The 21281-nt window shown below is 72.1% G+C and carries 20 protein-coding genes; 3 read left to right on the top strand and 17 right to left on the bottom strand.

Annotation, left to right across the window (positions count from 1 at the left end; translation table 11 throughout):
• Positions 1-45 precede the first annotated feature (45 nt).
• The 3 genes from ACZ60Q_RS15310 to ACZ60Q_RS15300 all read right to left on the bottom strand — a co-directional run bounded on the left by ACZ60Q_RS15310 (position 46) and on the right by ACZ60Q_RS15300 (position 3049).
• Positions 46-501 carry an SRPBCC family protein gene (locus tag ACZ60Q_RS15310; RefSeq protein ID WP_469633611.1) on the bottom strand — a complete coding sequence of 152 codons (456 nt, stop codon included), beginning with the start codon at positions 499-501 and terminating at the stop codon, positions 46-48.
• A gap of 104 nt (positions 502-605) precedes the next feature.
• Complete coding sequence (locus ACZ60Q_RS15305) at positions 606-1814, bottom strand: glycosyltransferase family 4 protein (RefSeq protein ID WP_469633608.1); 1209 nt, start codon at positions 1812-1814, stop codon at positions 606-608.
• The gene (locus ACZ60Q_RS15300; RefSeq protein ID WP_469633605.1) at positions 1811-3049 is read right to left on the bottom strand and encodes a hypothetical protein; all 1239 of its coding nucleotides are present in this window, start codon (positions 3047-3049) and stop codon (positions 1811-1813) included. The genes ACZ60Q_RS15305 and ACZ60Q_RS15300 overlap by 4 nt, the downstream gene beginning before the upstream one ends.
• Positions 3050-3191: 142 nt before the next feature.
• Here ACZ60Q_RS15300 and ACZ60Q_RS15295 point away from each other — a divergent pair, with 142 nt between their 5' ends.
• Both ACZ60Q_RS15295 and ACZ60Q_RS15290 read left to right on the top strand, forming a co-directional pair.
• A complete protein-coding gene (locus ACZ60Q_RS15295) occupies positions 3192-4484 on the top strand; it encodes a sensor histidine kinase (protein ID WP_469633602.1) in 1293 nt (430 codons plus the stop codon).
• Positions 4478-5146 (top strand): response regulator, encoded by a 669-nt coding sequence (locus tag ACZ60Q_RS15290; protein WP_469633599.1) that lies wholly within the window; start codon positions 4478-4480, stop codon positions 5144-5146. Before ACZ60Q_RS15295 ends, ACZ60Q_RS15290 begins: the two co-directional genes overlap by 7 nt.
• Positions 5147-5264: 118 nt before the next feature.
• Here the strand turns inward: ACZ60Q_RS15290 and ACZ60Q_RS15285 are convergent, their stop codons facing one another.
• The 9 genes from ACZ60Q_RS15285 to rpsB form a co-directional block, all read right to left on the bottom strand.
• Positions 5265-6287, bottom strand: coding sequence for an ABC transporter ATP-binding protein (locus ACZ60Q_RS15285; RefSeq protein ID WP_469633597.1), 1023 nt, complete (start codon positions 6285-6287; stop codon positions 5265-5267).
• Between the two features lie 23 nt (positions 6288-6310).
• Entirely contained in the window at positions 6311-7927 is a 1617-nt protein-coding gene (locus ACZ60Q_RS15280; protein WP_469633859.1) for an ABC transporter permease, read from the bottom strand.
• An 80-nt stretch (positions 7928-8007) separates the two neighbouring features.
• Entirely contained in the window at positions 8008-9102 is a 1095-nt protein-coding gene (locus ACZ60Q_RS15275; RefSeq protein ID WP_469633595.1) for a thiamine ABC transporter substrate-binding protein, read from the bottom strand.
• Between the two features lie 333 nt (positions 9103-9435).
• Positions 9436-10542, bottom strand: coding sequence for a dual-specificity RNA methyltransferase RlmN (rlmN, locus tag ACZ60Q_RS15270; RefSeq protein WP_469633593.1), 1107 nt, complete (start codon positions 10540-10542; stop codon positions 9436-9438).
• Positions 10543-10651: 109 nt separating this feature from the next.
• Complete coding sequence (locus tag ACZ60Q_RS15265) at positions 10652-11737, bottom strand: phosphatidate cytidylyltransferase (protein ID WP_469633590.1); 1086 nt, start codon at positions 11735-11737, stop codon at positions 10652-10654.
• On the bottom strand, positions 11737-12294 hold the full coding sequence (gene frr / locus ACZ60Q_RS15260; protein ID WP_003965937.1) for a ribosome recycling factor: 558 nt from the start codon (positions 12292-12294) through the stop codon (positions 11737-11739). The genes ACZ60Q_RS15265 and frr overlap by 1 nt, the downstream gene beginning before the upstream one ends.
• Before the next feature lie 120 nt (positions 12295-12414).
• A complete protein-coding gene (gene pyrH / locus ACZ60Q_RS15255) occupies positions 12415-13191 on the bottom strand; it encodes a UMP kinase (RefSeq protein WP_469633587.1) in 777 nt (258 codons plus the stop codon).
• Between the two features lie 161 nt (positions 13192-13352).
• Positions 13353-14189, bottom strand: a complete 837-nt coding sequence (tsf, locus tag ACZ60Q_RS15250) for a translation elongation factor Ts (RefSeq protein WP_469633584.1) — start codon at positions 14187-14189, stop codon at positions 13353-13355.
• Between the two features lie 99 nt (positions 14190-14288).
• Positions 14289-15224 (bottom strand): 30S ribosomal protein S2, encoded by a 936-nt coding sequence (rpsB, locus tag ACZ60Q_RS15245; RefSeq protein ID WP_469633582.1) that lies wholly within the window; start codon positions 15222-15224, stop codon positions 14289-14291.
• A 345-nt stretch (positions 15225-15569) separates the two neighbouring features.
• On the opposite strand from rpsB, the gene ACZ60Q_RS15240 reads away from it, so the two are divergent.
• On the top strand, positions 15570-16331 hold the full coding sequence (locus tag ACZ60Q_RS15240; protein ID WP_469633580.1) for a peptidoglycan DD-metalloendopeptidase family protein: 762 nt from the start codon (positions 15570-15572) through the stop codon (positions 16329-16331).
• Here the strand turns inward: ACZ60Q_RS15240 and ACZ60Q_RS15235 are convergent.
• The 5 genes from ACZ60Q_RS15235 to ACZ60Q_RS15215 all read right to left on the bottom strand — a co-directional run bounded on the left by ACZ60Q_RS15235 (position 16282) and on the right by ACZ60Q_RS15215 (position 21275).
• Complete coding sequence (locus ACZ60Q_RS15235) at positions 16282-16839, bottom strand: TetR/AcrR family transcriptional regulator (RefSeq protein WP_018960723.1); 558 nt, start codon at positions 16837-16839, stop codon at positions 16282-16284. The two genes, ACZ60Q_RS15240 and ACZ60Q_RS15235, sit on opposite strands and share 50 nt — an antisense overlap.
• Positions 16840-16943: 104 nt before the next feature.
• Positions 16944-17780 carry an RNA polymerase sigma factor WhiG gene (gene whiG, locus ACZ60Q_RS15230; protein ID WP_003965944.1) on the bottom strand — a complete coding sequence of 279 codons (837 nt, stop codon included), beginning with the start codon at positions 17778-17780 and terminating at the stop codon, positions 16944-16946.
• A gap of 254 nt (positions 17781-18034) precedes the next feature.
• The gene (dprA, locus tag ACZ60Q_RS15225) at positions 18035-19147 is read right to left on the bottom strand and encodes a DNA-processing protein DprA (RefSeq protein WP_469633856.1); all 1113 of its coding nucleotides are present in this window, start codon (positions 19145-19147) and stop codon (positions 18035-18037) included.
• Positions 19148-19293: 146 nt separating this feature from the next.
• Complete coding sequence (locus ACZ60Q_RS15220) at positions 19294-20916, bottom strand: YifB family Mg chelatase-like AAA ATPase (RefSeq protein ID WP_469633577.1); 1623 nt, start codon at positions 20914-20916, stop codon at positions 19294-19296.
• A complete protein-coding gene (locus tag ACZ60Q_RS15215; RefSeq protein WP_097962321.1) occupies positions 20916-21275 on the bottom strand; it encodes a YraN family protein in 360 nt (119 codons plus the stop codon). Before ACZ60Q_RS15215 ends, ACZ60Q_RS15220 begins: the two co-directional genes overlap by 1 nt.
• Positions 21276-21281: the final 6 nt, after the last annotated feature.

The raw sequence follows: 21281 nt of genomic DNA, 5'->3' as shown, positions 1-21281 counted from the left end.
ACCGCCGGGAGTTCCGGAGGGAGGAAGCCGGGAGCCCCGGCGGGCTCAGGGGTGGGTGGCGAGGCGGGCGGCCAGGGCGTCGAAGAAGGCCTCCCAGCCGTCCTCCGCCGCCGCGTACTGCTCGGGGGTGAGGTTGCCGCCGCGCTGCTGGAAGGCCAGCTCGGTGGTCCCGTCGCCGAGGTCGCCGAAGGTGACGGTGACGATCTCGCCCTCGGCGTCCTCGGGCGCGGAGGCGTCCTTCAGCGTGAGGACAAGGCCGTCGGGCTCGCTCACCTCGCGGTAGACCCCGTGGAAGGGCATCTCCACGCCCGGCATCACGATGACCAGGCTCCACGCGCCGCCGGGCCGCACGTCCATCGCCACCCGGTCCAGGGGGACGTCCGCCTCGCCCCCGTACCAGGCGGCGAAGTCCTCCGGTGAGGTCCAGGCGGCGAAGACGCGCTGCTGAGGTGCGTGCAGGACGCGGGTGAGGTCGATGCCCTCGCGGGTGCCACCGGTCATGATCACGGTCCTTGTCCGATCCGGCCGTCCCGCGGGGCCGGATCGCCGGCCGCGGGATTGTCCGCCTCCAGCTTGCCCGGGACGCCGCCCCCCTGCCACGCCGGTCAGGGGGTCAGCAGTTCCACGAGGGTGTCGTAGGTCCTCTCCCACCCCCACGCCTCGCGGACCCACGCCCGGCCCTTCTCCCCCATCGCCGCGGCCGCCGCCCGGTCCCGCAGCAGGGCGACGAGCCGGTCCGCGACGGCGGCGACGTCGCGCCCGTCGACCACATGTCCCGTCTCCCCGTCCCGTACGGTGTCCGGCGCGCCGCCCGAGTCGCCGACAAGGACCGGCAGCCCGGAGGCGGCGGCCTCCAGGAAGACGATGCCCAACCCCTCCACCTCCAGGCCCCGCCTGCGGGTGCGGCACGGCATGGCGAAGACGTCGCAGGCCGCGTAGTGCTCGGGCATCGCCGTGTGCGGCTGCCCGCCGGCGAGGACCACCGCGTCCGCGACCCCGGTGTCCACGGCGAGCCGGCGCAGAGCCCGGGCGTGGGGTCCGTCGCCGGTCAGCAGGAGCACGGCGTCGGGCACCGCGCTCCGCACGGCGGGCAGGGCGCGGATCAAGGTGTCCTGGCCCTTGCGGGGGACGAGCCGGGCCGCGCAGAGGATCACGGGCCGCCCGCCCAGGCCGTACCGCTCGCGGACACCGCCCGCCAAAGGCCGTACGCCGTCCCGCGCCCCGGACCGTACGGGGTCGGCCGCCATGTCCCGTACGGCTCCGCGCGCCTCCTCCCGTACGCGGAACGCCTCCGCGTCCACCCCCGGCGCCAGGCGCACCATGCGGCGGGCGGCGGCCGGGCCGAGTGCGGTGGCGATGGGCGCGCGGGTCGCCTCGCCCAGATAGGTCACGGTGTCGGCGCGGTCGCCGATCCGCCGGAGCAGGGTCCGGGCCCCGGGTGTGCGGGCCCACCACACCTCGTGCCCGTGCGTCGTGGCGACGGCCCGCCGCACCCCGCTCTCCCGGCGCAGCCGGTCCGCCAGGAGCCCGAGCGGTGCGGCGGCCCCGAACCAGACGCTGTCGCAGCCGTGGTGGCGGGCGATCTGGACCGCACGGGCGGCGACGCGCGGGACCGGGAGCAGGGTGCGGGCCGGGTCGCGGACCACGGGGTGGGGCAGGGCGGCGTCATGGGCGGCCGCCCCGGGTTCGGCGGAGGTGTAGACGACGACGGAGTCCGGGGGGAACCGGCTGGTCATGGCGTGGACGAAGGTCTCGATGCCGCCCTGGCGCGGCGGGAAGTCATTGGTCACCACGAGGGTGCGGCGGCGCGTCATCGCAAGGCCCGCTTCGAGAGGGCGCCCGGCGAGAAGGGGTGCGCGGGTGGTCGCCGGGCGAGGGCCCAGGCCGCGAGGACCAGCGGGTGCACCAGATAGCCGAACCGGGTCGCGGGCATGAACGCGATCGCCAGGAGCAGTCCGAGCGCGAGCCGCACGGCGGCCGCCGGCGCCGTCTCCGGCGGCCGGACGAGCAGGGATACGGCGAGGAGGAGGGCGCTGACCCCGAGCAGCAGCAGGGCCAGGGTCCGGCCGCCGGGGGCGTGGTCGGCGAGCAGCCGGCCGGGGAGCGGGCTCGCGGCGGACGAGACCGCTCCGGTGAGCCCGAGGGGGAAGTCGACGACATGGGTCCGGAAGGCTCCCGGGTCGCGCAGCGCGGCGGGCAGGACGAGCGCGGCGGCGGTGAACAGGGCGACGATCCCACAGCGCAGGGCGGCGCGGCTCCCCCCACGGCCATCGCCCTCCCAAGCGGCGCGGCTCCCCCGACGGCCACAGGCCCGGGGTGCCGTGGCGAGCAGGGCGAGGGCCACCGGCACCGCCGGCCACGCGGTCCACTTGAGGGCGGCGGCCAGACCGAGCGCCAGCCCGGCACGGCCCGCCCGCCCCCGTCCCGCCCCGGCCAGCCCCAGGCACATCAGCCCGGCCACCGGCAGATCGACGCCGCCGACCGCGAGCGGCAGCGCCACCAGGGGGCAGGCTGCGAGCCACCGGGACGGTCCGCGGCGGGCCCCCGCCGGGAGGGCGAGGGCGAACGCGCCGAGGAAGGCGGCACCCATCCACAGCCGGGGGTCGGTGAGCGGCCCGGGACCGACCACCGCCTCCGGGATACCGAAAGCCGCCATGCCCGGGAGGTACGGGTTGAAGTCCTCCGGCACGGTGGGTCGTTCGAGGTAGGGCGTCCCCTCGGAGAGCAGGAGCCCCGCCGAGCGGGCGACGACGTCGACCTCCAACTGCGCCCGGTCCACGGCGAGAAGCACCAGCAGGGGCAGCAGCACCGCGCCGGTGACGGCGACCGCCCCGGCCGTACGGGGACTCCGCCCGCGGGCCGCGAGCACCGCTGCGGCCGTGTAGCCGAGGGCCGCTGTGGCTCCCCAGACCCGGTGCGGGCCGAGCGAGGAGAGGGCCCCGAGCGCCAGGGCGGTGGCCGCGCAGAACGCCCACCAGGCCGCGTCACCGGGCAGCGCGGGACGGTTGCGGTGCAGGTCGGGAAAGGTGGGGAGCGCGAAGATGGCCATGCGTCCGAGGCTAGGAACGGGCCGTCCATGGAACGTCACACCAGCCTCCGGTCCTTGAGGTCAACCCGTGGCATGAGACGTCACCGCGAATTCCACCCCTGCTCCGATGCGTCGGCCCACCGGGTGGCGAAGAATCTCCCGTATGACGCGTACCGTCCCGCCGGACCGCCCGGCCACCGCCACCGCCACTTCTTCCGCCTCCGCCTCCGCCACCGGCTCCGACGTCGTGCCGTCGGACCGGGGCGTCCGGCGACGGCTGCGGCACTGGACGGCGGAGCCCGCGTACGCCTGGCTGACCGGAGCCGCGCTGACGCTCTTCGCGGTCGTGGAGCTGGCCGTCGTACCGGGGTCGGCGATCACGGCCTTCGGGGTGCTGGTCTGCACGGTCTCGCTGGCCCTGCGGGCGACGCGGCCCGCCGTGGGTTTCCTGACCGTGGGCGCGGCCCTCCTCAGCTTCGCGACCGACGGCAACATGGCGTACGCGACCATCGCCGGGTCCCTGATCGGCTGCTACACCCTCGGGCGGCACCGGGTGCAGCATCCGGCGGTGCTCGTCCTGGCCGGTTCGCTGGCCGCGCTGGCCGTCAATCTGGTGCACATCGACCGCTGGGCGCGGGACGGCTCCCCCGGACTGCCCGCGCTCCAGGGCACCGACCGGTTCAGCCTGGGGCTGTACGCCGAGACCCTGGTGCTGACGGTGATGATCCTGGGCGCGGTGAGTACGGGCGACGCGGTGCGGGCTCGGGAGGAGACCCGGCATGCCCGGGCCGCCGCGCAGTCCCGCCTGCTGGCGATGGAACGCCGACAGGCTGCCGAGGCCGAACGGGCGGCGATCGCAAGGGAATTGCACGACATGATCGCGCACTCGGTGTCGGTGATCGCGGTGCGTGCCGAGAGCGCGACGTACACGACCCCGGGCCTCTCGCCCCCGGCACGGGACGCCTTCCAGGAGATCGCGGGCACGGCCCGGGCCTCGATGGCGGAGCTGCGGCGGCTGCTCGGGGTGCTGCGGACGGGCGACGGCGCCGAAACGGCCCCGCTCACCGCCCCGCAGCCCTCGCTGGCCGGTCTGGATGACCTCCTCGATCAGCACCGGGCGGTGGGTGGTGCGGCCGAACTGCGGGTCACCGGCGAGCGGTCACCGTTGCCCGCGTCCTGGGAGCTGTCGGCGTACCGGATCGTCCAGGAGGCCCTGACGAATGCCCGGCGGCATGCCCCGGGTGCCCACACGGTCGTGGAACTCCACTACCGTCCGGGTCTGTTGACGGTACGCGCGACCGACGACGGGCCGGGTCCCGATCCGTCCGGCGGCTCCGGACGGCCGGGGCACGGGCTGGTGGGCATGGCCGAACGGGCCACCCTGCTCGGCGGGAGGCTCACTGCCGGCCGGGGCCCGGCCGGCGGCTTTCTCGTGGAGGCGGAACTTCCGTGGTGATCCGGGTGCTGGTGGCCGACGACCAGGCGGTCGTGCGGACGGCGTTCTCCGGCCTGCTGAACACCCAGGACGACATCGAGGTGGTCGGTGAGGCGGAGGACGGCGAGCAGGCCGTGCTCAGGGCGGCCGAACTACGGCCCGATGTGGCGCTGCTGGACATCCGGATGCCGGGGCTCAGCGGCATCGACGCGGCGCGCGGCATCGTCGCGGCGTCGGGCGGGGCGACGAGGGCGCTGATGCTGACGACGTTCGGACTGGACGAGTACGTGTACGACGCCCTGACCGCCGGAGCCAGCGGCTTCCTGCTCAAGGACGCGACCTTCCCCGAGCTGCTGCACGCGGTACGGGTGGTGGCGGACGGCCACGCCCTGCTGGCTCCCGAGATCACCGGCCGGATCATCGCGGAGTTCACCCGGCAGCGGGTCAGCGCTCCCCCGCCGCGCTCGGTCGACGGGCTGACCGCGCGCGAGGCCGAGGTGCTCGTCCTGATCGCGCGGGGCCTGTCCAACGCGGACATCGCCGACCGGCTGACCATCACCGACCACACGGTGAAGACCCACATCAACCGGCTGTTCGCGAAGATGGAACTGCGGGACCGGGCGCAGGCGGTGATCCTGGCGTACGAACTGGGCCTGGTGGTGGCGGGACCCCGGCAGACGTAGCGGATGGCGGCGGGGCTCCGGCAGCGGGCGGCGGGTGGCGGCGGGACCCCGGCAGCGGGTGGCGGCGGAGCGACGGCGGTCGTAGCGGGAGGCGGGGCGACGGTGACCGCTCGTCGTCTCACTCCGTCGCCAGCACCACTGTCTCCGCCGCGTCGAAGCGGACGCCCACGACCGCGCCCTCGTCCGGGGTGTCCCGCAGGGCGCACTCGGCCTCCAGCACCGGCGCGTTCTCGGGTATCAGGCGTACGGTCACATGGTTCCCCCGGAAGGTGCGGACGCCGACCGTGCAGCGCAGCCCGTCCTCGGGAGCGCCGATCAGGACCCCGGCGGGCCGGACCAGCAGATCCGCCTCGCCCTGCGGGGAGCCCTCGGGCACCGGGACCTTGCCCCAGGCGGTGGCGGCGGCCGGGCCGGTCACGGTCGCCCCGGTGACGTTGTCGAAGCCGAGGAACCGGGCGACGAACGCCGAGGCGGGGCGCTGCCAGACGTCCAGCGGGCCGCCCTCCTGCGCGATCCGGCCGTCCCGCATCACGACGACCCGGTCGGCGAGCGCGAACGCCTCACCCTGGTCGTGCGTGACGGCCAGTACGGTGGTGCCCAACTCCTGGAACAGGGTCCGCAGTTCGACGACGAGCCGTTCGCGGAGGCTGCGGTCGAGCTGGCCGAGCGGCTCGTCCAGCATCAGGAGCTTCGGGCGCGGGGCGAGGGCGCGGGCCAAGGCGACACGCTGCTGCTCACCGCCGGACAGCGCGGCGACCGCACGGCGTTCGGCCCCGGGCAGGCCGACCAGCTCCAGCAGTTCGCGGACCCGGTGCCCGGTCTCGACCCGTCCGACGCCGTGCATCCGGAGCCCGAAGGCGACGTTGGCGCCGACGTCCCGGTGCGGGAAGAGCTGATGGTCCTGGAACATCAGGCCGAGGCCGCGCCGGTGCACCGGGACGCCGCTCTGGTCCTGGCCGGCCAGCAGGACCCGGCCGCCGTCCATGGGCTGGAGCCCGGCGACGGCCCGGAGCAGAGTGGACTTCCCGCTGCCGCTGGGACCGAGCAGGCAGACGATCCGGTGTTCGGCGACCGCCAGGTCCACCGCGTCCAGCGCCGTCCGCCTCCCGAACCGTACGGTGGCGGCCTCCAGGCTCAGCATGTGCGGAACTCCCCTGCCATCGTTCAGAACTCCCCGGATCGGTCGGTACGGATACGTTCGAGGAGCAGCAGCGACACCGCGCACACCAGCATCAGGATCGCGCTGAGGGCCATCGCCTGTCCGTAGTTGAGCTCTCCCGACCGGCCCAGCAGCCGGGCGACGGCGACCGGCAGGGTCGGGTTGTCGGGCCGCGCGATGAAGACCGTCGCGCCGAACTCCCCGAGGGAGACGGCGAAGGCGAAGCCCGCCGCGACCAGCACCGCCCGCCGCACCAGCGGCAGATCGACCTCCCGCCAGGCCCGCAACGGGGAGGCCCCCAGCACGGCGGCGGCCTCCCGCAGCCGGTCGTCGACCGCGCGCAGCACGGGCAGCATGGTCCGTACGACGAAGGGGACGCCGACCAGGGCCTGGGCCAGCGGGACCAGGATCCAGGAGGTCCGCAGGTCGAGCGGCGGCTCGTCCAGGGTGATCAGGAAACCGAAGCCGACGGTGACGGCGGACACCCCGAGCGGCAGCATCAGCAGCGCGTCGAAGCCGCGGACCAGCGGCCCGGCCCGCCGGGTCAGGGCCGCCGCGGCGAGCCCGCCGACGACGAGAGCGATGAGCGTCGCGGCGAGCGCGTACCGCAGGGAGTTGCCGACGGCCTCCAGCGGCGGGACGAGGAAGGTGGAGGAGGAGCCGGACCCGGCCGACTGGAGGGCCTGGTAGTAACCGAAACCGTACCCTCCCGGCCCGTCGAAGGATCGTTCCACCAGCACCCCGAGCGGCAGCAGGATCAGCAGCAGCGCGGTGAGCAGGACGCCGCCGAGCAGCGTCCACTGCCCGGCGCCGCGCGGCCGACGGGAGGTCTGGGCCGGGTCGACGAGCTTCAGCGCCCGCTCCCGGCGGCGTACGGTCGCGGCGTGCACGGCGAGGATCGCGCCGACCGCGGCGAACTGGACCAGGGTCAGCACGGCGGCCGTCGGCAGGTCCAGCAGCTGGGCGGTCTGGCGATAGATCTCCACCTCCAGGGTGGAGTACGCGGGTCCGCCGAGGATCTGCACGACGCCGAAGGAGGTGAAGGTGAAGAGGAAGACCATCAGCGCGGCGGCGGCGACGGCCGGGGCGAGCGCGGGCAGCGTCACCCGGCGGAAGGCGGCGAACCGTCCGGCGCCGAGCACCCGGGCGGCCTCCTCCTGCCGGGGGTCCAGCTGGGACCAGAGCCCGCCCACCGTCCGTACGACCACGGCGTAGTTGAAGAAGACATGGGCCAACAGGATCGCCCACACCGTGGTGTCGAGGCGGACCCCCCACACCTCGTCGAGGAGCCCGCCCCGTCCCAGCAACGCCAGGAACGCGGTGCCGACGACGACGGTGGGCAGCACGAACGGCACCGTGACGACCGCCCGCAGCAGCTGCTTGCCGGGGAAGTCGAACCGGGCGAAGACATATGCCCCAGGCAGGGCGATCAGCAGGGTGAGCGCGGTCGAGGCGAGAGCCTGCCAGGTCGTGAACCAGAGGACGTCGAGGATGTCCGGGCGGGCCAGCACCTCCCCGATCCGCCCGAACTGCCAGTCTCCTGCCGCCTTGAGCCCGCGGCCGACGATCGCGGTCACGGGATAGGCGAAGAACACCGCGAAGAACGCGACGGGCACGGCCATCAGGCCGAGCCGCAGCGCGGCCGCGCGCCGCCCGGGCCCGCGTCGGTCCCGGGCGGCCCCGTCGGCCTTCGCCCCGGGGTCTACTTCAGGACCAGCGACTGCCACGACTGGATCCACTGCTCACGGTTGGCGGTGATCTTCTCGGGCGCGACGGTGGGAGGCGTGTCGATCTTCTCCCCGAACTCGGTGAACAGCTCGGGGAGGGTCGCGTCCCGCACGACCGGGTTCACGAACATGTTCAGCGGCATGTCCTCCTGGAACGTCTTGCTGATCATGAAGTCCAGCAGCGCCTTGCCGCCTGCCTCGTTCTTCGCCCCCGTCAGCAGCCCGGCGTACTCGGTCTGCCGGAAACAGGTGCCGGTGGCGACCCCGGTGGGGGCCTCCTTCGGCCGCGGGTCGGCGTAGAGCACCTCGACGGGCGGGCTGGAGGCGTAACTGACCACGAGCGGCCGGTCGGCGCCCGTCTTCTTGCCGCCCGCGGAGCCGGAGAACTCCTCGTTGTACGCCTGCTCCCAGCCGTCGACGACCTTGACTCCGTTGGCCTTCAGCTTCTTCCAGTACGTCTCGTAGCCGTCCTCTCCCTGTGCGGCGATGGTGCCGAGCAGGAAGCCGAGACCGGGCGATGAACTCGCGGCGTTCTCGATGACGAGGAGGTCCTTGTACGCGGGCTTCAGCAGGTCCTCGAAGGTCTTCGGCGGCGCGAGCTTCTTGTCGGCGAAGTACTTCTTGTCGTAGTTGACGCAGATGTCGCCCGTGTCGACGGGGGTGACCCGGTGCTCCGCGTCCGTCTGCGTGTCCGCCACGACCGTGTCCAGGCCCTTGGCCTCGTACGCGGTGAACAGACCGTTGTCGAGAGCGCGGGAGAGCAGGGTGTTGTCGACACCGAAGAAGACGTCGCCGCGCGGGGAGCCCTTGGTCAGGATCTCCTGGTTGAGCGCGGCTCCCGCATCCCCGCTCTTGAGGATCTCGACCTGGTAGCCGGTCTCCTCCGTGAACGCCTTCAGCACCTTGTCCGAGATGTTGAAGGAGTCGTGGCTGACCAGGGTCACGGTCTTGGAGCCGGGGCCCTTGGACTCCCCGGTGCCCGCGGAACCGTCGTCGCCGCAGCCAGCGAGCACGGTGACGCCGAGAGCGGCGGCGAGCGCGGTCGCCGCGTACTTCGTGGTGGTGTTCATGTGATTCCTCCTGGAGATGACCAGGAAGAGACGCGGCCCCGCCCGCTGTCCGGCGAACCGGAAGCGGGCAGGGCGCAACAGCTTGAGTAAGGTCCGAACTTCCTACCCGGAATGACCCGGGCGAGGTTCAGAGGGTCTGCGGCCAACCTGTCCTCGGTGCCGCACTCTCAGCGCTGTGGCGCTCCCCTGTCGGAATATGAAGTTGATTTCGGGCCCAGGCTACACCGGCGGATTTCGGCCGGTCCCTGAGGTCACCCGTGCGTGCCGAGGACGCCGGACTTCAGCCCTCGGAGGCGGCCGGGGCCCTCAACGCTCGGAGGCGGCCGGGTCCCCTCAACGCTCGGAGGCCGCCAGCTGCCCGCAGGCCCCGTCGATCTCCTGACCGCGGGTGTCCCGGACGGTGACGGGCACGCCGTGGGCCGCGATGGCCTCGACGAACGCCTTCTCGTCCTCGGGCCGCGAGGCGGTCCACTTCGAGCCGGGCGTGGGGTTCAGCGGGATGAGGTTGACGTGTACCCGCTTACCCTTGAGCAGTCGGCCCAGCCGGTCGCCCCGCCAGGCCTGGTCGTTGATGTCCCGGATCAGGGCGTACTCGATGGAGATCCGGCGGCCGGACTTCTCGGCGTACTCCCAGGCGGCGTCCAGCACCTCGCGGACGTTCCACCGAGTGTTGACGGGGACCAGGGTGTCGCGCAGTTCGTCGTCCGGGGCGTGCAGCGAGACGGCGAGGCGGCACTTGAAGCCCTCGTCGGCGAAGCGCAGCATGGCCGGGACGAGGCCCACGGTGGAGACGGTGATCCCGCGCTGCGAGAGGCCGAGACCGTCCGGCTCCGGATCGGTGAGGCGGCGGATCGCGCCGACCACACGGTTGTAGTTGGCGAGCGGCTCGCCCATGCCCATGAAGACGATGTTGGACAGCCGCGCGGGCCCGCCGGGCACCTCGCCGTCGCGCAGGGCTCGCATGCCGTCGACGATCTGGTGCACGATCTCGGCGGTCGACAGGTTGCGGTCGAGGCCGGCCTGCCCGGTGGCGCAGAAGGGGCAGTTCATGCCGCAGCCGGCCTGCGAGGAGATGCACATCGTGACGCGATCGGGGTAGCGCATCAGGACGGACTCGACGAGCGTCCCGTCGTGCAGCTTCCACAGGGTCTTGCGCGTGGTGTCGTCGTCGCAGCTGATGTGCCGCAGCACGGACATCAGGTCGGGGAACAGCGCCTCGGCGAGCTTCTCCCGCGACCCCGCCGGGATGTTGGTCCACTCGGCCGGGTCGTGCGCGTACCGCGCGAAGTAGTGCTGCGAGAGCTGCTGGGCGCGGAACGGCTTCTCACCGGTCGCGGCGACCGCTTCCTTGCGCTCGGCGGGCGTGAGGTCGGCGAGGTGCCGCGGCGGCTTCTTGGATCCGCGGGGCGCGACGAAAGTGAGTTCTCCGGGCTTAGGCATGGTTCATCCAGTGTCGCAGACAGACGGGTGAGGGCCCGCCGCCCTGTGGACGAAGGACCCTCACTCGTGAAACGTGCAGGTGGGACAGGGTGTCGGGATGCCGAAGCGGTCAGCCGGAGCCGACGAACAGCACCAGCAGCAGCCATACGACCGGTGCGGTCGGCAGGAGCGAGTCCAGCCGGTCCATGATGCCGCCGTGGCCGGGGAGCAGGGTGCCCATGTCCTTGATCCCGAGGTCCCGCTTGATCATGGATTCGCCCAGGTCGCCGAGGGTGGCGCTGGCCGCGACCGCGAGGCCGAGCAGCAGTCCCTGCCACCAGGCGCCGCCGTCGATCAGGAACTCCATGCACAGTGCGCCCGCGACCATCGCGAAGGCGATCGCTCCGAACAGACCCTCGCGGGTCTTGCCGGGGCTGATGCGCGGGGCGAGCTTGTGGGTGCCGAAGCGCCAGCCGACCGCGTACGCCCCCGTGTCGCTGACCACGGTGAGGGTCAGGAAGGTCAGGACCCGCCATGCCCCGTCGTCCGCCGTCAGCATCAGGGCGACGAAGGTGGCCAGGAAGGGTACGTAGAACGCCGCGAAGACCCCGGCCGTGACGTCCTTGAGATACCCGTCCGGCGGCTCGGTCATCCGCCAGACCAGCACCGCGAGAGCGGTCAGGGCCATCGCGATCCAGGCGCCCTCGGGTCCCCGCGTGTAACCCGCGATGACCATCGCGGCTCCGCCGACGGCCAACGGCACCAAGGGCGCCTTGATGCCCTTGCGTTCCTGGAGGCGGGAGGTGAGCTCCCAGAGGCCGACGACGACCGCGGCCACTATCACGCCGATGAAAGCGGCCTTCTCGATGAACAGCGAGACGCCGATGACGGCGCCGAGACCCACGCCCACCCCTATGGCGGCGCGCAGATCACGCCCCGCGCGCTTCTTCTGCGGCGGGGGCGGCAGCGGGGTGGACATGGGCTCCTGCGGCTTCTCGTCACGGAACAGGGGGCCGCTGACGTGAGCGGCATCCCTGTCCCGGTCGTCGCGGCTCTGTGCGTCTCTACCTGCGTCGGGAACGTCCGGCACGTTGGGCATGGGCCGAGTCTGCTGGGCGCCATGCACATCGTGGGCAGGACCCGCCGGGGCAGTTCTCATCTCGGGTGTGCCCCGGTAACCGGATCCTTGCGGGGCACCCCAGGAAGAGTCGTTCATCAGACTTCGAGCAGCTCGGCTTCCTTGTGCTTGAGCAGCTCGTCCACCTGCGCGACGTACTTCGCGGTGGTGTCGTCGAGCTCCTTCTCCGCGCGGCGCACCTCGTCCTCGCCGGACTCCTTGTCCTTGACAAGCTTGTCGAGGGTCTCCTTGGCCTTGCGGCGGATGGAGCGGATCGAGATCTTGGAGTCCTCGGCCTTGGTCTTGGCGACCTTGATGTACTCCTTGCGGCGGTCCTGGGTGAGCTCGGGGAAGGTCACCCGGATGATATTGCCGTCGTTGCTCGGGTTGACGCCGAGGTCGGAGTCGCGGATCGCCTGCTCGATGTTGCGCAGCGCGGACTTGTCGAACGGTGTCACGACGGCCATCCGCGCCTCGGGAACCGAGAACGAGGCCAGCTGGTTGATCGGGGTCAGCGCGCCGTAGTAGTCGGCGACGATCTTGTTGAACATCGCCGGGTGCGCACGGCCGGTACGGATCGCGGCGAAGTCCTCTTTCGCGACGACAACGGCCTTCTCCATCTTCTCCTCGGCCTCGAGGAGGATTTCTTCGATCACCACGTGCTCCTGCGTGTCTTGGGTGGGCCCGGCGTCGTCATCGCCTGGCCCTGTGGGTCATGCGTCGCGTCCTCACCTGCACGGTGTCCGACCGGCAGGCCGTTGTCCATCCTGGGGCCGTCAGGCCCGGGTGCTCTCGTCGCTCACGAGCGTGCCGATCTTCTCACCCTTGACCGCGCGAGCGATATTGCCCTCGGTCGTCAACTCGAAGACGAGGATCGGGAGCTGGTTGTCACGGCAGAGCGTGATGGCGGTGGCGTCGGCGATCTTCAGATTGCGGGTGATCACCTCGCCGTACTCCAGTGCGTCGAACTTCACCGCGTCGGGGTTGGTCTTCGGGTCGGAGTCGTAGACCCCGTCCACGCCGTTCTTCCCCATCAGCAGCGTCGCGGCGTCGATCTCCAGGGCACGCTGTGCGGCGGTGGTGTCGGTGGAGAAGTACGGCATGCCCATACCGGCGCCGAAGATCACCACGCGCCCCTTCTCCAGGTGCCGTACGGCGCGGAGCGGGATGTACGGCTCGGCGACCTGGCCCATGGTGATGGCGGTCTGGACGCGCGAGTCGATGCCCTCCTTCTCCAGGAAGTCCTGGAGAGCCAGGCAGTTCATGACGGTGCCGAGCATGCCCATGTAGTCGGACCGGGCCCGGTCCATGCCGCGCTGCTGGAGCTCGGCACCACGGAAGAAGTTGCCTCCTCCGATGACCACCGCGATCTGGGCGCCGTCGCGTACGACGGCGGCGATCTCGCGGGCGATGGTGTGCACGACGTCGGGGTCGACGCCGAGACCGCCGCCGCCGGCGAACGCCTCACCGGAGAGCTTCAGCATGAAGCGCCCGGAACCCTTGTCGTCATCGCGCTTGTCGTCGGCCTGAATGGCGTCCGCGCCCTTGTCCATGGAAATTCTCCTCGTACACATACGAAGAAGGCCATTGCCGGTGGGTCTGGTGTCCCTACAGCGGCAATGGCCTCCTCGTCAGATCTGCGGTCGTCCGGCGTGGGTGCGGCCGTCGACTGCACCAGACCCTATCGGGTCCGGCGCTGTTCGCCCGGACGGACTCAGATGCCGACCTTGATGCGCGAGAAGCGCTTCAGGGTGACACCGGCCTCGTCCAGGACCTTCTGAACCGACTTCTTGGCGTCCAGCGCGTACGGCTGACCCAGGAGGGTGGCCTCCTTGAAGAAGCCGTTGACGCGACCCTCGACGATCTTCGGGAGCGCGGCCTCGGGCTTGCCCTCGGCGCGCGTGGTCTCCTCGGCGACGCGGCGCTCGGCCTCGACGATCTCGGCCGGGACGTCCTCGCGGGACAGGTACTTCGGGGCGAACGCGGCGATGTGCTGCGCGATGCCCTTGGCCAGCTCGGCGTCGGCCTTGTCCAGCTCGACCAGAACACCGATCTGCGGGGGCAGGTCAGGCATGGTGCGGTGCATGTACACACCGACGAAGGCGCCGGTGAACTGCGCGAAGCGGTCCAGGACGATCTTCTCACCGAGGTTGGCGTTGGCCTCGTCGACGTACGCCTGGACGGTCTTGCCGGCCTCGATCTCGGAGGCGAGCAGCGCCTGGGTGTCGGCCGGGGAGGTCGCGGCGACGTGAGCCGCGAGGGTGTTGGCGACGGCCTGGAACTTCTCACCCTTGGCGACGAAGTCCGTCTCGCACTTCAGCTCGAGGAGGACGCCGGACGTCTGGTCCTCGGAGACGAGGGAGACGACGGCACCGTTCTCGGCAGAGCGGCCCTCGCGCTTGGCGACGCCCTTCTGGCCCTTGATACGGAGAGCCTCGACGGCCTTGTCGACGTTGCCGTCGGCCTCGTCGAGCGCCTTCTTGCAGTCCATCATGCCGGCGCCGGTGAGCTCGCGGAGCTTCTTGACGTCAGCGGCGGTGTAGTTCGCCATGAGTCTGTATGTCTCTCTCGAAGTCTGAAAGATCTACGGGTGAACGGCGGGGGCGACGCTTGTGGCGTCGGCCCCCGCCGTCAGCAGCCGTGACGGGCGTCAGGCCTGCTCGGCGTCCGCGTCGGCGGCCGGGGCGTCGGCGGCCGGAGCCTCGACAGCGGCCTCGGCGACGGCCTCGGCCGGCTTCTCGGCGTCGGCGACCTTCTCGGTCTCGGCGGAGGTCTGGACCTCGGCGGCAGCCGCGGTCTCGTCCTTCTTGTCGCCCTCGAGCAGGTCGCGCTCCCACTCGGCGAGGGGCTCGCCGGCGGCCTTCTCGCCCGGCTTCGAGTCACCGGTGGCGGCACCGGAGCGGGCGATGAGGCCCTCGGCGACGGCGTCGGCGATCACGCGGGTGAGCAGGGTGACGGAGCGGATCGCGTCGTCGTTGCCCGGAATCTTGTAGTCGACCTCGTCGGGGTCGCAGTTGGTGTCGAGGATCGCGACGACCGGGATGTGGAGCTTGCGCGCCTCACCGACGGCGATGTGCTCCTTCTTGGTGTCGACGATCCAGACGGCGCTGGGCACCTTCTGCATCTCGCGGATACCACCGAGGGTCTTCTCCAGCTTGGCCTTCTCACGCGAGAGGACCAGGAGCTCCTTCTTGGTGAGGCCGGAGGCGGCCACATCCTCGAAGTCGATGAGCTCAAGCTCCTTCAGACGCTGAAGGCGCTTGTAGACGGTGGAGAAGTTGGTGAGCATGCCACCGAGCCAACGCTGGTTGACGTACGGCATGCCGACACGCGTCGCCTGCTCGGCGATGGCCTCCTGGGCCTGCTTCTTCGTACCCACGAACATGATGGAGCCGCCGTGGGCGACGGTCTCCTTGACGAACTCGTAGGCGCGGTCGATGTACGACAGCGACTGGAGCAGGTCGATGATGTAGATGCCGTTGCGCTCGGTGAAGATGAAGCGCTTCATCTTCGGGTTCCAGCGACGGGTCTGGTGACCGAAGTGGACGCCGCTTTCCAGCAGCTCCCGCATCGTGACGACGGCCATGGCCGTACTCCTTGAGGTGCTCGGTTATCGCGACCGCGGGTTTGCGCTCGCGCCTGACGCCCCGACGCGCCGTGCCACGAGGGACCGAGGAGCGCGGCCACCTCCGAGAAGAGGGAGGTGGCGGGGCGTGCGAAGTCGACCCGGTGACCCGGATCGCCGTAAGAAGTGTACGGGACCCGTTGGGTGCCTGATGACGGCGCTGTCCACAACCGGGGGACGGCGGCGGCGCTGACCGGGTGACGACGCCGCCCACTTCCGGGTGGCCGCGATATCCACAACCGGCGAGTAGTCCACAGGAACGGTCCGCGATCCCCGGAATCCCGGCCTCCGGGCCATCGTGGCGGCATGCGCCATCAGCCCGGCCCACGCCGCTCCCCCGCCCTCCGTCCCCCGCTCCTGCTGCTCCCGCTGCTCCTGCTGTACGCGCTGCTCCCGGCCGGCCCCCCTGCTCCGGGCGGGTCCGTCGTGCCGACCGGGACCCTGGCGTCCTCGCCCGGAGCGGAGGCCGACGCGGTCAGCGGCGCGGGTGCCGGAACCGACGGCGGCACGGACGGCGGAAACAGCGGTGACAGCGGTGACAGCGGTGACACGGACGGTGGCGCTCGGAGCTGGCCGCTGGCGGGGAGGCCCGCGGTGTTACGGGGCTGGGAGCCGCCCGCCGGTCCGTACGGGCCCGGCCATCGCGGCGTGGACCTCGCGGCGGTGCCGGGCGCGCGGGTGCTGACGGCCGCCGACGGCCGGGTGTCGTTCGCGGGGCGGGTGGCGGGACGCGGGGTGGTCGCCGTCGAGGTGGCCGACAGCGGTTCGCCGCCGCTGCGCACCACATACGAACCGGTGCGGGCGCTGGTCGAGGAGGGCGCGCGCACCCGGGCCGGGCAGCCGGTCGGAGTACTGGAGGAGGGGTCGTTCCATTGCCCGGAGGGCTGTCTGCACTGGGGGCTGCGGCGCGGGGACGCCTATCTGGACCCACTCTCGCTGCTGCCGCCCTCACTGCTGCGGAGGGGCCCCTCGCGGCTGCTGCCGGTGTTCTCGGTACCGGAGCCGGACGCCGCCCGGGTCAGCCGCTCACACCGCGCAGGACCATCGCGACGACGGTGTCCGCGATGACGCCCGGCTCCTCCGCGACACCCAGTTCGATACGACGCACAGCGGCGTCGACCGAACCCTGCATGAGCATGGCGGCCAGCCTCGGCTGCGTGTGGCCGAGGTCGCCCAGCGCTTCGACGATCATGGCGATCAGCCCGCCGTGCGCGGCCCGGATCTTCTCCCGGGCGCCCGCGTCCAGCTCACTCGCGGAGATCGCGACGACCGCGCGGTGGCGACGGTCCCCGACCAGGTCGAGCTGTCGGCGCACATACGCCTCGATCTTCGCCTCGGGCGTCTCGGCGCCCTGCATGGCGTTCTCGACCTCGGCCGCCCAGACGGGGAAGTCGACGGCGCACAGCTCCTCGACGACGGCGGCACGGGAGCGGAAGTACTCGTACACGGAGGACCGCGCGAGTCCCGTGCGCTCGGCGAGCGCGGGGAAGGTCAGCGCCTCCGTACCGCCCTCGGACAGCAGGGAGCGCGCGGCGTCCAGGAGGGCGCCGCGCTGCATGGTCCGGTGCTCGGCCACGGAGGCCGCTCGAATCCTGGGCACGCCTCCACTCTACGGCGGCAAGCGTGCGAGGGAAGGGCACGGACGCCGATCGGATGGCCGGAGAGTGCCCGGAAGGGCCGTCAGCGGCCCGCGTCGGCCAGCTTCGCCCGGAGCTGGAGCACGGACTTGGTGTGGATCTGACTGACCCTGCTCTCGGTCACCCCGAGGACGTTGCCGATCTCCGCGAGGGTGAGGCCCTCGTAGTAGTAGAGGGTCACCACGGTCTTCTCGCGGTCGGGGAGGGTGTTGATGGCCCGCGCGAGCAGCCTTCTCAGCTCGCGGTCCTCGGCGACCTCCACCGGGTTGTCGGCGGCGGTGTCCTCCAGGGTGTCCATCAGGCTCAGCCGGTCGCCGCCCTCGCCGCCGACGTGCAGCAACTCCTCCAGGGCGACCACGTTCGCCAACGACAACTGGCTGAAAACAGCGTGTAGTTCCTCCAGTGCGATGCCCATCTCCGAGGCGACCTCGGCCTCCGACGGCGTACGCCTGAACTGTGCCTCCAGCGTGGCGTACGCACGCTCCACGTTCCGTGCCTTCTGCCGGACGGACCGTGGGATCCAGTCCAGGGCCCGGAGTTCATCGATCATCGCGCCACGGATTCTGGTGATCGCGTACGTCTCGAACTTGATGGCCCGTTCGATGTCGAACTTCTCGATGGCGTCGATCAGCCCGAAGACCCCGGAGGAAACGAAGTCGGCCTGCTCGACGTTGGACGGCAGCCCCACACTCACCCTGCCCGCGACGTACTTCACGAGCGGCGAGTAGTGCAGGATCAGCTGCTCTCGCAGTCGCTCGTCGCCCGTGGTCTTGTAGGAACGCCACAACTCGTCGAGGGAGGAAGGGGCGGGAGGGCGCACAGTGCCACGCGCAACCGGTGGTACTGCCGCGCGGTCAGACCCGGAGGTGTGCTGGGGCATGTGGTGCCTTGAGCCGTTCTGCCGTGAAGTGCTGGGGGACTTTTGTCTGGGTCGGAATCCTTGTGAGCGTAGCGTGACTGCGACGTCGCAGTCCGCGCAGGACGGGGGATCCCTGCCGCCTGATCGCGCGCCGCCGTTCACGTCGTCCGCGCCCGCCGGAGGCCGGGGCCGCCGCCGTGGGCGCGAGCCCGGAACAGGTCACCGATCCATCGCGCGAGGTCATCGGCCTTACCTTTTCACCCGAATGCTCCAGGTCAAGTACCGCCTCGCCGCGCGTCGTCGTTGCGTGCCGACGGAGGCGTCAACCGCCAGCCGTCGCCTTCGCGTTCGACGAACCCCAGTGAGTGCAGTTCGTACAGTCGACCGAGTGTTTCGTCGGCGGATGTCCCCGCGGTGCGGGCGAGGTCACGGGGGTGGGCGACACCGTGGTAGGGGAGCGCGTCGAGGACCCCCGCGGTGATCGCGTCCAGGTGGTCCCTGGGCAGCACCGGGCCGCGGCGGACCGGCGGGAGGTCGCCTATGTCCCCGACCAGCTCGACGACTTCGTCCGCGTCGGTGACGAGCACGCCCTCACCGCGCAACAGCTCGTGGACCCCTGCCGACAGGCCGCTGGTGGCAGGGCCTGGGACCCCCATCGCGAAGCGGCCGAGCCGTTGCGCGTGGCGGGCGGTGACCAGCGAACCGCTGCGGTATTCGGCCTCGACCACGACCGTCCCCCTGGTCAGCGCGGCGATGACACGGTTGCGAAGGATGAATCGGCTGCGGGTGGGATGGGATGAAGGGGGCAACTCGCCGACGATGAGGCCCTGTTGTGCCAGCCGCCCGAGCAACTCGGCGTGGCCGCGCGGGTAGGGGACATCGACCCCGCAGGCCAGCACCGCCGTTGTCGCTCCGCCCGCGGCCAGCGCGCCGCGGTGGGCGGCCCCGTCCACCCCGAACGCCGCGCCCGACACCACCACCCAGCCCCGCTCGGCGAGCCCGGAGCCGAGGGCCGCCGCCATGTGCGCCCCGTACGGGGTGCAGGCCCTCGCGCCGACCACCGCGACCGAGCGCAGGGACCAAAGGCGCAGATCGGGCCGCCCCCGCACCCAGAGTCCGACGGGCCGCCCGTCGCCCAGGTCATCCAGCTGGCTCGGCCACTCCCGGTCCCCCGGACAGACGAAGCGCCCGCCCACCGCGGCGACCGCGGCCAAGTCCCGCCCCGGCTCCACGGCGGCGGCGCGCAGCCGGTAGCCCCCGAGCCGTGCGGCGGTCATCCCGGGCAGCTTCTCGGCTGAGCCGTCCTCGACGGTGAGCCTCCGCATCAGCTCGACCGGACCGGTCCGCCGGAGCCAGCGCCCCGCGCGCTCGTCCCCCGGCTCCAGCACCCGGGTCAGGGCGGCCCTGGCCAGCCGCTCCGGCTCTCTGTCCAGGCCCAGTTCCCGGCCGGCCTCCTGGTCGGGGACACGGTCTTGACCGGGGTCGCGGTCGGGGACGCGGCCCGCCCCTTGCCGCCGCTCCCCCGTCAGCCCGCTCACCGCTGCCCCGCCCCCAGCGGCACCCCGCGCTGGATCCCCGTACGCAGCTCCAGGGCGACCGCCACGTCGGAGGCGTCCGGGCGGTCGGCGCCCCGCAGGTCCGCCACGGTCCACGCCACCCTCAGGACCCGGTCCAGCCCCCGGGCCGTGAGGATCCCGCGCTCCAGGTCCCGCTCCGCGGCCGCCAGCGCTCCCGGTGCCACGAGCAGTCGGGTCCGCAGCTCGTGGCCAGGCACCTCACTGTTCGTGGTCCACGGGGTGCCGGCCAGTCGCTCGGCCGCCCGCGCCCGGGCGTCCCGTACCCGGGCGGCGACGACGGCCGTCGACTCGCCGCGGTCGCCGCGCCCCAAGAGATCGGCGCGGTCGACCGGCTCCACCTCGACCCGCAGGTCCACCCGGTCGATGAGGGGCCCGGACAGGCGCGCCTGATAGCGGCGGACGACCGAGGGCGGGCACTCGCAGCCCGCCCCGGTGAGGGTGTGCCGACCGCAGGGGCACGGATTGGCTGCCAGCACCATCAGGAAGCGGGCCGGCAGCCGCACCACCCCCGCGGCCCGTGCGACCACCACATGACCCGACTCCAGCGGCTGCCGCAGCGCGTCGAGGGCCTTGCCCGAGAATTCGGGCGCCTCGTCCAGGAAGAGCACCCCGCGGTGGGCGAGGGACACCGCTCCGGGCCTCGGCATCCCGTTGCCGCCGCCGACCAGGGACTGCATGGTCGCCGAGTGGTGCGGGGCGCAGTAGGGCGCCCGGGAGACGAGCGGTTCACCCGGGGGGAGGATGCCCGCCACGGAGTGGACCGCCGTCACTTCGAGGGATTCCTGCCGGGTCAACGGCGGCAGGACCGACGACAGCCGTTCGGCCAGCATGGTCTTGCCGGTGCCCGGCGGGCCCGAGAGCAGCAGATGGTGCCCTCCCGCCGCGGCCACCTCCAGGGCCTGGCGCGGGCGCGGCTGCCCCGCGACGTCCGCCAGGTCCGGCCGGTGCCCGTCGCCCCGCCCGGCGGCCGGGGCGAGCCCCGCGCCGAGGCCAGTGCCGGGAATCACGAGCCCGGCCAGCATGGTGTCGGGCCGCCCCTGGCCCTCGACCGGCTCCTCGGGCACCGGTTCGTCGCACAGGACGGCGATGAGCTGGCGCAGGCTCCGGACGCCGAGGACCGAGACCCCCGGCACCAGGGCCGCCTCCCCGGCGGTCTGTTCGGGGACGACGACCTGCTCGTACCCCGCTTCGGCCGCCGCGAGGACGGCGGGCAGCACGCCCCGCACCGGACGGACCCGGCCGTCAAGACCCAGCTCGCCGATCATCACCACGTCGGCGATCATGGCCGGGGCGATCCGCTCCGCCGCGGCGAGGACAGCGCACGCTACAGCGAGATCGAACCCCGAACCACTTTTCGGCACGGAGGCCGGGGACAGCCCGACCGTGAGCTTCTTCTGCGGCCACTCCTCCCCGGAATTCACCACGGCGGCCCGCACCCGGTCCCGGCTCTCGATCAGGCTCTTGTCCGGCAGTCCGACCAGGGTGAAGGCCGCCACCCCCGGCTCAAGGTCCGCCTGGACCTCCACCACCACGCCTTCGACGCCGACCAGCGCCACGGAACACGCTCGCGCGAAGCCCATCAGGACACCCCCCGGGCGTGCTCCGTGACGGGGGCACCGCGCCGGGGCACGATCACCCCGATCAGATCGATGCGGACCCCGCCGGGCGGTGGCCCGCCGTGCCGGTCGAGCCAGATCTCGGCGAGCCGTCGCAGCCGGTCCGCCTTGACCGGGCCGACCGCCGCCATGGGGTGTTCGAACCCGTCCGACCTGCGCGTCTTCACCTCGCAGAAGACCAAGGCGTCGCCGTCCCTGGCCACGATGTCGATCTCTCCGGCGCGACAGCGCCAGTTGCGTTCGACCACCGCCATCCCGGCTTCGGCCAGCAGCCGCGCCGCCAGGTCCTCGCCGTACCGCCCGAGTGCTCCCCGTGCGTTCATGTCGGC

This window comes from Streptomyces sp. NPDC104313 (assembly GCF_055583985.1).
Note: the sequence above shows the minus strand (reverse complement) of the source record. Positions and strands in the feature narration are given on the sequence as shown.